The organism is Phenylobacterium sp. (assembly GCF_035475775.1).
Classification (GTDB): Bacteria; Pseudomonadota; Alphaproteobacteria; order Caulobacterales; family Caulobacteraceae; genus Phenylobacterium.
Window position 1 is genome coordinate 1 of record NZ_DATIMC010000067.1, and the last position, 12,036, is coordinate 12,036.

The 12,036-nt window shown below is 71.2% G+C and carries 17 protein-coding genes; 9 read left to right on the forward strand and 8 right to left on the reverse strand.

Annotated elements, in window-relative coordinates:
- The first annotated feature begins 197 nt into the window (after positions 1 to 197).
- Entirely contained in the window at positions 198 to 656 is a 459-nt protein-coding gene (locus VLI41_RS08205; RefSeq protein ID WP_325267584.1) for a hypothetical protein, read from the forward strand.
- A gap of 159 nt (positions 657 to 815) precedes the next feature.
- Here VLI41_RS08205 and VLI41_RS08210 read toward each other — a convergent pair whose 3' ends face one another.
- On the reverse strand, positions 816 to 1,454 hold the full coding sequence (locus VLI41_RS08210; protein WP_325267585.1) for a DsbA family protein: 639 nt from the start codon (positions 1,452 to 1,454) through the stop codon (positions 816 to 818).
- 96 nt (positions 1,455 to 1,550) lie between these two features.
- Here VLI41_RS08210 and nthA point away from each other — a divergent pair, with 96 nt between their 5' ends.
- From nthA to VLI41_RS08230, 4 genes are all read left to right on the forward strand, one after another.
- A complete protein-coding gene (gene nthA, locus VLI41_RS08215) occupies positions 1,551 to 2,177 on the forward strand; it encodes a nitrile hydratase subunit alpha (protein ID WP_325267586.1) in 627 nt (208 codons plus the stop codon).
- Positions 2,174 to 2,827 (forward strand): nitrile hydratase subunit beta, encoded by a 654-nt coding sequence (nthB, locus tag VLI41_RS08220; RefSeq protein ID WP_325267587.1) that lies wholly within the window; start codon positions 2,174 to 2,176, stop codon positions 2,825 to 2,827. Before nthA ends, nthB begins: the two co-directional genes overlap by 4 nt.
- Positions 2,814 to 3,152, forward strand: coding sequence for a nitrile hydratase accessory protein (locus VLI41_RS08225; protein WP_325267588.1), 339 nt, complete (start codon positions 2,814 to 2,816; stop codon positions 3,150 to 3,152). Before nthB ends, VLI41_RS08225 begins: the two co-directional genes overlap by 14 nt.
- Before the next feature lie 292 nt (positions 3,153 to 3,444).
- Entirely contained in the window at positions 3,445 to 3,663 is a 219-nt protein-coding gene (locus tag VLI41_RS08230) for a hypothetical protein (RefSeq protein ID WP_325267589.1), read from the forward strand.
- On the opposite strand, the gene VLI41_RS08235 is transcribed toward VLI41_RS08230, so the two are convergent.
- Both VLI41_RS08235 and ndk read right to left on the reverse strand, forming a co-directional pair.
- Positions 3,660 to 4,016: a DUF6481 family protein gene (locus VLI41_RS08235; RefSeq protein ID WP_325267590.1), complete on the reverse strand. Its 357-nt coding sequence runs from the start codon at positions 4,014 to 4,016 to the stop codon at positions 3,660 to 3,662. The two genes, VLI41_RS08230 and VLI41_RS08235, sit on opposite strands and share 4 nt — an antisense overlap.
- 98 nt (positions 4,017 to 4,114) lie before the next feature.
- Positions 4,115 to 4,534: a nucleoside-diphosphate kinase gene (gene ndk, locus VLI41_RS08240; protein WP_325267591.1), complete on the reverse strand. Its 420-nt coding sequence runs from the start codon at positions 4,532 to 4,534 to the stop codon at positions 4,115 to 4,117.
- 243 nt (positions 4,535 to 4,777) lie between these two features.
- On the opposite strand from ndk, the gene VLI41_RS08245 reads away from it, so the two are divergent.
- On the forward strand, positions 4,778 to 6,658 hold the full coding sequence (locus tag VLI41_RS08245) for an ABC-F family ATP-binding cassette domain-containing protein (RefSeq protein WP_325267592.1): 1,881 nt from the start codon (positions 4,778 to 4,780) through the stop codon (positions 6,656 to 6,658).
- On the opposite strand, the gene VLI41_RS08250 is transcribed toward VLI41_RS08245, so the two are convergent.
- Positions 6,631 to 7,527 carry an ion channel gene (locus VLI41_RS08250; protein WP_325267593.1) on the reverse strand — a complete coding sequence of 299 codons (897 nt, stop codon included), beginning with the start codon at positions 7,525 to 7,527 and terminating at the stop codon, positions 6,631 to 6,633. The two genes, VLI41_RS08245 and VLI41_RS08250, sit on opposite strands and share 28 nt — an antisense overlap.
- An 83-nt stretch (positions 7,528 to 7,610) precedes the next feature.
- Here VLI41_RS08250 and VLI41_RS08255 point away from each other — a divergent pair, with 83 nt between their 5' ends.
- Positions 7,611 to 8,669: a YihY/virulence factor BrkB family protein gene (locus tag VLI41_RS08255; protein ID WP_325267594.1), complete on the forward strand. Its 1,059-nt coding sequence runs from the start codon at positions 7,611 to 7,613 to the stop codon at positions 8,667 to 8,669.
- Between the two features lie 7 nt (positions 8,670 to 8,676).
- Here VLI41_RS08255 and VLI41_RS08260 read toward each other — a convergent pair whose 3' ends face one another.
- Positions 8,677 to 8,961 (reverse strand): hypothetical protein, encoded by a 285-nt coding sequence (locus VLI41_RS08260; protein ID WP_325267595.1) that lies wholly within the window; start codon positions 8,959 to 8,961, stop codon positions 8,677 to 8,679.
- Between the two features lie 41 nt (positions 8,962 to 9,002).
- Positions 9,003 to 9,311, reverse strand: a complete 309-nt coding sequence (locus tag VLI41_RS08265) for a polyhydroxyalkanoic acid system family protein (RefSeq protein WP_325267596.1) — start codon at positions 9,309 to 9,311, stop codon at positions 9,003 to 9,005.
- Between the two features lie 69 nt (positions 9,312 to 9,380).
- On the opposite strand from VLI41_RS08265, the gene VLI41_RS08270 reads away from it, so the two are divergent.
- Positions 9,381 to 9,809, forward strand: coding sequence for a hypothetical protein (locus VLI41_RS08270; protein WP_325267597.1), 429 nt, complete (start codon positions 9,381 to 9,383; stop codon positions 9,807 to 9,809).
- A 10-nt stretch (positions 9,810 to 9,819) separates the two neighbouring features.
- Here the strand turns inward: VLI41_RS08270 and VLI41_RS08275 are convergent, their stop codons facing one another.
- Positions 9,820 to 10,503, reverse strand: coding sequence for a BON domain-containing protein (locus VLI41_RS08275; RefSeq protein WP_325267598.1), 684 nt, complete (start codon positions 10,501 to 10,503; stop codon positions 9,820 to 9,822).
- 155 nt (positions 10,504 to 10,658) lie between these two features.
- On the opposite strand from VLI41_RS08275, the gene VLI41_RS08280 reads away from it, so the two are divergent.
- On the forward strand, positions 10,659 to 11,675 hold the full coding sequence (locus tag VLI41_RS08280) for a lysylphosphatidylglycerol synthase domain-containing protein (RefSeq protein WP_325267599.1): 1,017 nt from the start codon (positions 10,659 to 10,661) through the stop codon (positions 11,673 to 11,675).
- A 6-nt stretch (positions 11,676 to 11,681) separates the two neighbouring features.
- Here the strand turns inward: VLI41_RS08280 and VLI41_RS08285 are convergent, their stop codons facing one another.
- On the reverse strand, positions 11,682 to 12,017 hold the full coding sequence (locus tag VLI41_RS08285) for a hypothetical protein (RefSeq protein WP_325267600.1): 336 nt from the start codon (positions 12,015 to 12,017) through the stop codon (positions 11,682 to 11,684).
- Positions 12,018 to 12,036: the final 19 nt, after the last annotated feature.

Below are 12,036 nucleotides of genomic sequence, written 5' to 3' on the forward strand. Positions count from 1 at the left end.
GCCAGCGTCCATCCGCAGGTCGCCGCCGACCTGCGCGACCGTCTCGCCGCCGCCAAGGCCGAGTTCGCGCCCTATCGGCTCAAGGAGGTCCCGCCCTACTTCAAGGCCATGCGCGCCCGGCTCCGGCAGCTGCAGGACTGAAGAATTTTCGCGAGAAAATTTGGCGATCTCTTCCGTCTCATGTTCTCATTATGTTCATGGACGAGCTGGACGCGGCGTCGCGCGAGCAGGACGAGGGGCTGAAGCGGCTCTTCGAGGCCGGGCTCGAGCTTGCGCTTCAGGTGCAGGCCGACGCCATGGCTGCCGACACGTCGGAAGCGCGCGCCAGGCTGGCCATCGCCTTCCATCGGCTCTCCCGGGGGGTGCGCCAGACCGCGGCGCTTCGCGCCAAGCTGCTCCGCGATCGGCAGCGCGCCGGCCGCGAAGCCATGGCCCACGCCGAGGCCCGCCGCAACGCCCAGGTCACTGCCCGCAAGTCGGCGATCTCGAAGGCCGTCGAGCGGCTGATCGAGACCACCGTCGACGACGAGGACGAGCAGCTCGACGCCAACGAGGACCTCGCCACGCGCCTCGAGGCCGAATCCCTCTCGCACGACCTCCCGGAGCTGCCTGTCGCGGTGCAGATCGCCCCCCCCTCTCGCAGGCGTTGGGCCTGACTGCTGCGGACGTCGATGCTCCGCCCGGGCAGACCTGCGGAGCCGAGGATCGAAGCGATCCCCTCGCTTCCCCCGATCCCCTCGCCGCGCGGCCGGGACTGGACGATATCGAGTTCGACGCCGCGCCGCCGCTGCGCCCCTCCGGCTGAGCCGCCGCGCTCAGGCGGCGATGCGGCTGATCCAGTCCTTCAGCACGCCCAGCACCTGGTCGGCCGGCGCATAGCCGCGGGTCACCACGCCATAGACCCCCGCCTCGTTCGGACCGCCGACCAGCGTCGGAAAGGCCGTGACGCCGGCGCGCTGGGCGATGGCGTAGTCGCGCCAGGTCTCCTGCTTGGCCTCCTCCGACGCCCATTGCTGCAGGAACCCGTCCCGCTCGACGCCGAATTCCTCGGCGAGGTCGGCCAGCACCTCCCCCGAAGTCAGGTCGCGGCCCTCGGCGTAGAAGGCGCTCTGGGCGCGCGCCAGATAGCTCACCGCCAGCTCCTGGCTCTCGCGGCGCACGACCACCACGGCCCGCGCGCCGGGATCGGTGTCATAGACGAAGCCCTCGCGGTCCATGGCGTGCGCCTCGAACGGCAGCCCGGTCGCCTCGTTGACGTGGGCCCAGTGGGTCAGCACCTCGCGCTTGCCGGCCTCGTCCATAGGCCGCTCGGTCCCCGGGCGCAGCCCGCCCATGATCACGTGCACCGGCAAGCCGCCGCCGAACGCCTTGCGGACCGCCTCGATCACCGGCGAAAAGCCGTAGCACCACGAGCACATCGGGTCGGCGAAGTAGATGAGGTGCGGCTCTTGCATGGCGAGGGCCTCCGTGGCGGAGCACGGAATCATTGCGCCGATCCGTCGCCGCGTCACGCGAAAGCGCGCGGCCCGCCGCTTCACAGGCGCGCGCCCATGCGCCAAGCTCCGGCCCGCATGGCGCACGATCATCCCGGGCACGAGCACGGCCAGCATCCGCCCTCCGACATGGAGCTGCGGGTCAAGGCGCTGGAATCCGTGCTGGTCGAGAAGGGGCTGGTCGACCCGGCCGCGCTCGACGCCATCGTCGACCATTACCAGCACAAGGTGGGGCCCAGGAACGGCGCCCGCGTGGTCGCCAAGGCCTGGAGCGATCCGGCGTTCCGCGCCCGGCTGGAGACCGACGCCACCGCCGCCATCGCCGAGCTCGGCTACACCGGCCGGCAGGGCGAGCACATGGTCGCGCTGTTCAACACGCCGTCGCTCCACAACATGGTCGTCTGCACCCTGTGCTCCTGCTACCCCTGGCCGGTGCTGGGCCTGCCGCCGGTCTGGTACAAGTCCGCGCCCTACCGCTCGCGCGCGGTGATCGATCCGCGCGGCGTGCTGGCCGAGTTCGGCGTGAGCCTGCCGCAGGGGATCGAGGTGCGCGTCTGGGACTCCACGGCCGAGGTGCGCTACCTGGTCATCCCCGAGCGCCCGGCCGGCACGGAGCGCCTCTCGGAGGCCGAGCTCGCCGCGCTCGTCACCCGCGACGGCATGATCGGCACGGCGCGGCTGTGAACGGCGTGCACGACATGGGCGGGATGCACGGCCTAGGCCCGATCGTCGCCGAGCCCGACGAGCCGCCGTTCCACCATCGCTGGGAAGCCCGCGTCCACGCGATGACCCTCGCCTCGCCGACGCGCAGCAACATCGACGCCGGGCGCCATCGGCGCGAGCTGATCCCCGGGCCTGACTACCTGGCCATGAGCTACTACGAGAAGTGGTTCCGCTCGCTCGCGGAGCTGCTCCTCGAGGCCGGCCTGGTGACGCCGCAAGAGATGGCCGAAGGCGAGGCCGCCGCCGGCGCGCCCAGGGCCGAGCCCCTGTTGAAGGCCGAGGCGGTTGCGACCGTCCTCACCCGCCCGGGAAGCTATGTCCGCGCGGCGGCGACCCGGCCCGCGTTCCGGCTCGGCGAGACGGTCCGCTGCCGCAATCTCAACCCGACCGGCCACACGCGCCTGCCGCGCTACGCTCGCGGCCACGCGGGCGAGGTCGTCGCCTGGCGCGGCGCCCAGGTGTTTCCGGACGCCAACGCCAGCGGCCTCGGAGAGCAGCCGCATCACCTCTACACCGTCCGCTTCACCGCCCGCGAGCTCTGGGGCGAGGCGGCCGACGCCCGCGACAGCGTCTGCCTGGACCTCTGGGAGCCCTATCTTGAGCCCGCCTGATCCCCTGTCGCTGCCCAGCATTCCCCGCGACGCCGACGGGCCGGTGTTCGCCGAGCCCTGGCAGGCGCAGGCCTTTGCGCTCACCGTCCAGCTCCACGAAGCAGGCGCCTTCTCCTGGACCGAGTGGGCGCAGGCGCTCTCGGAACAACTGAGCGCCGCCGGCCCGGGCGACGACGGTTCCCGCTATTACGAGCATTGGCTGGCGAGCCTCGAACGGCTGGTCGCGGCCCGGCGACTGGCCGACCCGGCGGCGCTCCTCGAGCGCAAGCGGGCCTGGGCGGACGCCTACCGGCGCACGCCGCACGGCCGGCCGGTGGCCCTGTAGGCGAGCGGTCCTGATCGAGCGGCGGCGCGGCGGCGGCCCGAGGAAAATACCCGGCGCAGCTTGCGGTTGACCCCGCATCAAGAGTTAAGGAGCTTCGGGGCTCGGCGGCGATCGCGGCTGGAGATCGTGAGAGACCGGCCAGTGGAATTGCAGAGCTTCAGGGTCCTCGACTTCGGCCGGCGCCGCGATTCATGCCGGCGATCAAGGTCTCGGCCCCTCGCCGCCCCGCTCTTCACCTGCGGGAACCTTTCGCCGGGTCTGAACGCTGAAGCTTGTCGCGAAGGGTGAGTGAATGGTCCAATACGCGGTGACCCTGAAGGATGGCGACTGGACGGTCTTCAAGGACGGCCAGCCCGTCGAACGCGGCCTCTCGCGCTCCGCCGCGATCCAGATGGCCAAGGACCTGGCCTTCGAGTCCGAGGAGCGCGGCGACAGCGTCGAGCTGCTGATCCAGGGCTACTACGGGCACCTGTCCCGCCGGGTGACCGGCGCGGGCGAGGGCGAGGACTAGCTCCGCCGCACAGCCGACTTCGCCTCCCGACGGGCCCGCGCTTCGGCCTTGGCCGCCGCCTTGCGCTCCTTGCGCTCCTGACGCTTGAGCTCCAGCTGCGCCTCTTCGTCGTTCTCCAGGGCGATGCGGCGGGCTTCGGCCTCGGCCTCGGCCTTGCGGCGAGCCTCCTCCTTTTCGGCCGCGCGCTTGGCGCGGACCTCTTCCAGCTCGCGCGCCTTGCGCTGGGCGCGGGTCTCGAGGGTCTCGGGACGCACGGTGGGCTTGGGCTTGAATTTCTCGAGCAGCGCCTTGCGGGCTTCGGCTTGGTCGCTCAGGCGGTCGGAAAAGCCGCCGATCTTGGACTCACGCATCATGGACTGGGACAGGTCTCACAGGTTGTCGCGCCAAAACCCCCGGGCGCGGATCGGGTTGCCGCCCAAGCTGGATTTCCCGGCCCGGCGAGCGGGGGCGATCAGCCGACGATCTCGGCCTCGGTGAAGAACTGGGCGATCTCGGCGCGGGCGTTTTCCAGGCTGTCGGAGCCGTGCACGGAGTTCTCGCCCACATTGTTGGCGTAGAGCTTGCGGATGGTGCCCGGGGCGGCCTGTTCGGGGTTCGTGGCGCCCATCACCTCGCGGTAGCGGGCGACGGCGTTGTCGCCTTCCAGCACCTGCACCACCACCGGGCCGGAGGTCATGAACTCCACGAGCTCGCCATAGAACGGCCGCGCCTTGTGCACCTCGTAGAACCGTTCCGCCTGCTCGCGGCTCATCCGGATGCGCTTTTGCGCGACGATCCTCAGGCCGGAATCCTCGATCACCGCATTGATCTTGCCCGTCAGGTTCCGTTTCGTCGCGTCGGGCTTGACGATCGAGAAGGTGCGTTCGGTCATGGTCTGGATGGAAGCTTCCGAGCTGTGGGGACGGGCTGCGGGCGCACCGCGGGCGCCGGTCTATAGCGGCAAGCCTCCCGCTCGCCAAGCCGGCCGTGACGTCACGGGGTGGGAAGCGCCGGTCTCTTCTGCTATGCAGCGCCCGGGCCAGCCGGCGCGGCGCATTCCATCCTGGCCCCTTCCGCCCATCCCGCAGTCCTTGCGCGGAGCGCGTGTGCGCCCGCCCGCCGTGATCCCCTCCCGATGCTGCAGATCCACGACCTTGTCTTCGACGCCTGGGGCCGCCGGTTCTTCGACCACGCCACCGTCACCCTGCCCAAGGACGCCACGGTGGGCCTGGTTGGGCGCAACGGGGTCGGCAAGTCGACGCTGTTCAGGCTGATCCAGGGCGCCTATGTCCCGGGCGAGGGCGATATCGGCCTGCCGAAGGACGCCCGCCTCGGCTGGGTGGACCAGGAACACCCGGCGACGCCCGTGCCGCTGCTCGAGACCGTGCTCGCCGCCGACGTCGAGCGCGCGCGGCTGCTCGCCGAGCTCGAGACCGCCCCGCCGGAGCGGCTTGGCGAGATCTACGCCCGGCTGATCGACATCGACGCCGACCGCGCGCCGTCGCGAGCGGCCGAGATTCTGACCGGCCTGGGCTTCTCGAACCCCGACCTCGCGCGCCCGATGGCCGAGTTCTCCGGCGGCTGGCGCATGCGCGTGGCGCTGGCCGCCTCGCTGTTCGCCGAGCCCGACCTCTTGCTGCTCGACGAACCCACCAACTACCTCGACCTGGAGGGCGCGCTGTGGCTGGAGGCGCGCTTACGGAAATATCCGCACACCGCCATCGTCATCAGCCACGACCGGGAGCTGCTGAACAACTCCGTCGACCACATCCTGCACCTGAAGGATGGCAAGCTCGACCTGTACCCCGGCGGCTACGACGCCTTCGAGCGGCAGGTTTCCGAGAAGCTGCGGCTGCAGGCGGCGACCCGGGCCAAGATCGAGGCGCGCCGGGCGCACATGCAGTCGTTCGTCGACCGTTTCCGCTACAAGGCGAGCAAGGCCCGCCAGGCGCAGTCGCGCCTGAAGGCCATCGCCAAGCTGCCCGCCGTGGCCGCCGTCGTGGAGGAGCACGTCTCGCCGTTCATCCTGCCCTCGCCGGAGCGGCCGCTGCCGCCCCCGCTGCTGAGGCTGGAGGACGCCGCCGTGGGCTATGGCGGCCCGCCGGTGCTGAAGAAGCTGAACCTGCGCCTCGACGTCGACGACCGGATCGGCCTGCTGGGGGTCAACGGCGCCGGCAAGTCGACCTTCGCCAAGCTGGTCGCAGGCGCGCTGCCGCTGGAGGCCGGGCGCATGCACCGCTCCGGCCGGATGCGCGTCGGCTGGTTCCACCAGCATCAGATCGAGGCCATGGACCCGACCGACACGCCGCTGGAGATCATCCGCCGCGTGCTGCCGGAGACCTCCGAGCCGCAGCGCCGCTCGCGCCTGGCGCAGTTCGGCCTCGGCTTCGACAAGCAGGCCACGACGGTGGCCGACCTCTCCGGCGGCGAGCGCGCGCGCCTGCTGCTCAACCTCATCGCCATGGCCGCCCCGCACCTGCTGATCCTCGACGAGCCCACCAACCACCTCGACATCGATTCCCGCCGCGCGCTGCTGGAGGCGCTGAACGACTACGAGGGCGCGGTCATCCTGATCACCCACGACCGTTCGCTGATGGAGCTGGTGGCCGACCGGCTGTGGCTCGCCGCCGAGGGGACGATCACGCCGTTCGACGGGGACATCGAGGACTACGCCCGCTTCGTGCTGGAGCGCGCCAAGGCGGCGGCGCAGGGTCCGAGACCGGCCAGGCCCGAGCCGCCGGCCTCGCCGCCGCCCCCGCCGCCAGCCGCGCGGAAGGTCCCGACAGGGCCTGCCCGCCGCCGGGCCGAGGCCGCGGAAGCCGCGCTGGCGCGGGCTGCGGGCGCGCTGAAAGCGATCGACACCCGGCTCACGGATCCCAAGATCGCGTCAGGAGATCCCGCCAGGCTCGCCCAGCTCGGCCGAGCCCGGGCGGCGGCTCAGGCTGCGCTCGCGGCCGCCGAGCACGAGTGGCTGGAGGCCCAGCAGGCCTACGAGTCGCTGAAGCCCACCGCCTGACCGGGCGGGACCTCGAAGGTGTCGTGGATGCGCGTCAGGTCGATCTGGATCGCCCCGTCGGGCTTGTCCTCCAGGATATGCGCGAACATGTGCCCCATCCGGACGTCCTCGGGCCGGTAGTTGTGGCGGTCGTTGATCGGCGACGAGATCGCCTCGTCGAAGCCGGTGATCGACACCAGCAGCCGCGGCGCTTCCGCCAGGAGTTGCTCCTGGCTCATGCCGTACAAGGGACTCTCCGCGTCGATCGGGTGGATCAGCGTCCACGAAAGGCTGAGCACCGGGTTCTCGCTGCGCACCAGCTTCAGGTCGAAGAACCGCCGGAAGGTGCCCCCGTCCGGCAGATGGAAGGTCCGCAGATAGCTGATCCGGCCCCGCACCTCGCTGATCGCTTGCAGCCTGCGGCTCGCCACCCGCACCATCAGCGCCTGGCCGGCCTCATAGGGGCCGATCACCGCCGAATCCGAGAAGATCAGCCGCGGCTTCGGCCTTGCGAAGCGGGCGAAGAAGGCGCCGGTGACCAGCGCGGTCAGGAACATGCCCACGAAGATCTCGGCCGCCGCGACGGTGTGGCCGTAGCCGTCGGCCGGCGTCATCTCGCCGTAGCCGACGGTCGCCAGGGTCTCGACGCTGAAGAAGAAGGCGTCGGCGAAGCTGCCGGGCCTGGCGTTGCCGACAGCTCCGGGGACCGCCCAGTAGAGGCCGGCGAAGATCACGTTGACGCCGACGAAGATGCTCATCACGGCGACCAGGAAGCCGTGCCAGCTCATCGCCAGCACGAGATAGTAGGGATCGTTCAAGGCGAAGCGCGAGGCGCCCAGCTTGATGGTGCTCAGGCCTTGGCTCTCGATCCGGGGCGGGCGCCGCTGCATGCGCGAGCCATAGCATGACTTCCGGAACTTTCCGGGAGGCCGAGACATTGCCCGGCCGACGCTTCGACCCATGGGAGCGAGAGATGGCCCGGCTCATTCCGAAGCTGGTCTTCCAGGCCGCGCCGATCATGATGCTGGCCGGCGCCGGGGTCATGGCCTTGCAGGGCCCGGAGCGCTGGGGCCGGTCCCGGCGCACCGCCGATGGGCGCGGCCGACACGCCCGCTCGCCGCTGCAGATCCCCTGGAAGGGCTGGAAGGACATCCTGATCCGCACGCGCAAGGAGTTCGTCGACGACAACATTTCGATGATCGCCGCCGGCGTCGCCTTCTACAGCCTGCTGGCGCTGTTTCCGGGGCTCGCCGCCTTCGTCTCGCTCTACGGCTTGTTCGCCGACGTGGGCGCCGTCCAGCACCATCTGGCCGTGCTCTCCGTCGTGCTGCCGGGCTCGGCCCTGCAGTTCATCGGCCAGCAGATGGTCCGGCTCGCCGACGCCCACAAAGGGGGGCTCTCCTTCGCATTCGTCGTCGGGCTCGTAACCTCGCTGTGGAGCGCCAACGGGGCGGTGAAGGCGATCATGACCGGTCTCAACGTCGCCTACGAGGAGCGGGAGAGGCGCGGCTTCATCCGCAAGACCCTGATCTCGTTCGCGTTCACGATCGGGCTCCTGATGTTCGGCCTGGGCGCGATCGCGGTGCTGGGCGCAGGACCCGCCATCGAGGCCTACGTCGGCCACCACGCGGCCCTGGTGTTCGACCTGATCAGCTGGCCCGCCCTGCTGGTGGTCATGGGGCTGGGGCTCGCGATCCTGTACGCCTACGCGCCCAGCCGCGATCCGCCGCGGTTCAAGTGGGTGACCCCCGGCAGCGTCGCCTCGATCGTGCTGTGGCTGGCGGTCTCGGCGCTCTTCTCGCTCTACGTCGGCAACTTCGCCCACTACGACAAGACCTACGGCTCGCTGGGCGCCGTGGTCGGCTTCATGATGTGGAGTTGGCTCTCCAGCCTGATCGTGCTGGTGGGCGCCGAACTCAACTCCGAGGTGGAGCACCAGACCGCGATGGACACCACCCGGGGCCGGCCGAAGCCGATGGGCCGTCGCGGGGCCCGGGCGGCGGACACCCTCGGCGCAGCCCAGGCGGGGTGATCGCGGCTCAGGTGATGTGCTTGGGGCTGATGGGGTCGGACCCCGGGAAGGTCTCCTCGATGGCCTCGTCGAGCAGCGCCTCCTGACGGTCCTCGGCGGCGGCCTCCTTCTCGGCCAGCTGGTCGTGCTTCTCGTCCTGGGCCAGCGGCTTGGCGGGCCGCGAGTGGGGCGCCTCGACGTGACGGTCCTCGGGCTTGACCAGCCGGTCCGGCGCCTCGTCGGCCGTGGGGCCGCTGGAGCCTTTCCGGAAGGCGCGTTTCTCCTCGTTGTCGTTGTTGGGTCGGTCGGGCATGGCGCGCTCCTCATTTGCGGGCCGTCGGGATGACGGCGTGGCTATTTCTTCTCCAGCAGCAGCTGGCCTTCCCGCTGCAGCCTCCCCTTGACCTTTCCGGCGATCATCCCGAGCAGGCCGGGAAGCAGCACCTCCAGCCTGATCATCCTGTCGGCCACGTCGATGAGCCCGGAGATCGCCTGGCCCATGACAGAGAAGGAGAAGTTGAGCTGGTCGCCCTCCCAGGTCTTGGTCACCGAGCCCATTCCGCCCAGGTGCTGGGCGAGATCGGCGAAGCCGCCGTCGATGCGCCGGCGCGCCTCGACGCGCCCGAGATCGTGAGGAATGGTCACGGTGATGGCCTTGCTCATGGGCCTCTAACGGCCGGAGCCGCCGCGGGGGTTCCGCGCGACTCGCAAGGCCCCTACCCTGCCGGCGGCATGGCGCAGACCCCCGACCTCGGCGAAGACCGCACGATTTTCGGCGAAGGACCCTATCCGGACAGCGGCCCCCTCGCGGTGCTCGCTCGGCTCGCCTTCCTGGCGGCGGTGCTGGCCATCGTCGTGGCGGTCTTCCTCCCGCGCTGGATCGTGCCGCAGTTCACCCGCTCGCATTACCTCGAGCACTTCGCAGCCTTCTACGTCGCCGCGCTCGCCGGGCTCGCGGCCATGCCGCGGACGCAGCTGCGCCGCCTGGGGTCGGCCTATGTCGTCTTCGCCCTGATCCTGGAGTCCACCCACCTGTTCGCCGGCGCGCCGCTTCGGCCGCTGCTCGACAACGCGGTCGCAGACCTGGGCGGGCTCGCCGCGGCCCTTGCGCCGGTGCTCGTGGATCGCTTCCGCCGGCGCTTCCCCCCACGCGCGGGATGACGCCGCGGCCCTAAAGGAACGTCCAGTGCGGCCGGTCGCGGACGCGCAGGTTGTTCTGCACGTGGCGCACGCCGTCGACGTCGGCGATGTCCTCGATATGGCGCTTGTCCTCCTTGCGCCGGACCGTGCCGTTCAGCGTCACCTCGGCGTCGTCGACCAGCACCTCGACGTCGCGCAGGTCGAGCCCGCGCTCATCCTCCAGGCGCTCGACGATCACCGCCCACAGCACGCGGTCGGAGGGGCCGCGCCGGCGTCGTCGACGATCATCGTCGCGGCGCTCGGCCCTGCGCTCCTCCTCGCGACGGTCATCGTCGTCGCGGCCGTCGTCGTAGCTGCGCCGCCCGGCGAGGAAGTCGCCCGCGCGCCCCACCCAGGACCGCGGCTCGCCCCGGTCGTCCTCATCGCGCTGGCGCTCATCCCGGCGCATCCGCTCCTCGCGATCGTGGTCCGGCTCGGCAGAGCGGCGGTAGGGACGGCCCCGCTCCTGGTCATAGGCCCAGTCGCGACTGTAATCGGCCTGGCCGTAGTCGTCGCGACCACGCATCCGCTCCTCGACGCGGCGGCCGGTGCGACTGTCCGGATCGTACTCGTAGTCGCGGGAATAGTCGGCCAGACCGAAGTCTTCCCGATCGCGCGGATCGCGGCGTCGCGCGCGCTCGTCGTCATCGCGATCGCGCCAGTCGTTACGGGCCATGGGGCGTCTCCTTGGCAGGGGCTCAGCTCTTGCGGCGACAACCGGCGCCGTGCGCGGGAGTTCCAAGCCGGGGCGGCGTTCAGGGAACCGCGGGAGACCTTGCCCGGCTTACCGGCGTGGCTCATCCGTCCGACTCGACCGAGATTGGCGCCGCCGTGCAGAAACCCGACCCCCACGCCAAGCTGAAGCCGGCGGCCCCGGTGGAGGTGAAGCTCGCCGAGGCCCTGCCTGTCGAGGTTGCGCACCCCTTCGCGCGGATCGTGCGGCTGGCCCTGCGGATCGTGCCCCTGGTGCTGTTGGTGGCGGCGGTGTTCGTGCTGCGCCGCGAGTTCCGGGGCCTCAGTCTGCACGCCGTCGCGGCCGCCATGGACGGGTGGGGGCATGCGGCCATCCTCGGCGCCCTGGGCCTGTCGGTGGTCAGCTTCATCTTCATGGGCGCGGTGGAATGGCTGGGACTGCGCTGGGTGGGCAAGACCCTGCCGTGGGGGGTGGCCATGGCGGGCTCGTTCCTGGCCAACGCCATCGCCCACGCCATCGGGGCGAACCTGCTGGTCTCCGGCGCCGTGCGGGCGCGGCTCTACGACCGCTACGGCGTGGGCCTGACACAGGTGGCGGCCACGACGCTGTTCGGGGGGATGTCCTTCGCCGTCGGCCTTGCGGCGCTCGGCGGCGGCGGCCTGCTGCTCGCCACGCCCGCCGAGCTGGAAGCCACCGCGATCCCGGTCACCGTCGCGCGCGCCGCGGGGGCGCTGATGGTGGCCGGCGCGCTGGGCTATGTCGCCCTCTGCGCGCTTCGGCGCAAGCCGCTCGCCGCCTTCGGCAGGAGCCTCACCCTGCCCTCCTGGCGCGAGGCCGCCGCCCAACTGGTGATCGGCGTGCTCGACAACGGCATCGCCGCGGCGATCATCTGGATCCTGCTGCCGCCGCACGCCACCAGCTATCCGAGCTTCGTCGGCGCCTATGCGGTGGCCTGCGTGGCGGGCCTGCTGTCGTCGGTGCCGGGCGGGGCCGGCGTGTTCGAGGCGGCGCTCTCCAGGCTCTTGCCCACCGTCTCGGCCGCGCCGCTCGCCGCCTCGTTCCTGGGCTACCGGCTGGCCTATTATCTGCTGCCCCTGGTCATCGCCTCCCTGGCGCTGGCCGGCGACACGCTGCTGCGGGTCCGCAAGGACTGAACGGCCTCAGCGCAGCGCGATCGAGAGCCGCGCGCCCAGGAACCGGCCGTGGGGATCGGAGCCCAGCGGCGTCTCGCGTCCCGTCTCGCCGGCCTCGTCCGGGCGTCCGCAGAGGAAGCCCAGCGATCCGGTCACCCGGTCATCGGCGAACCGCCGCGCGATCGAGGTCTGGGCGACGCCGGCCAGCCGAGCCTCCGCCGGACCGGGCGCGACGGCGGGCTCGACGCGCGGCCGCACCGCCTGGGCGAGCCGCTGAGCGCCATCGGCATCGCTCGGCCCCGGCTCAGCGAGCGCCGCGCCGGCGAGGACCGCCCAGATGGCCAGGGAAAGGCAAAGTCGCATCCTGGGGCTCCTCCGCCTC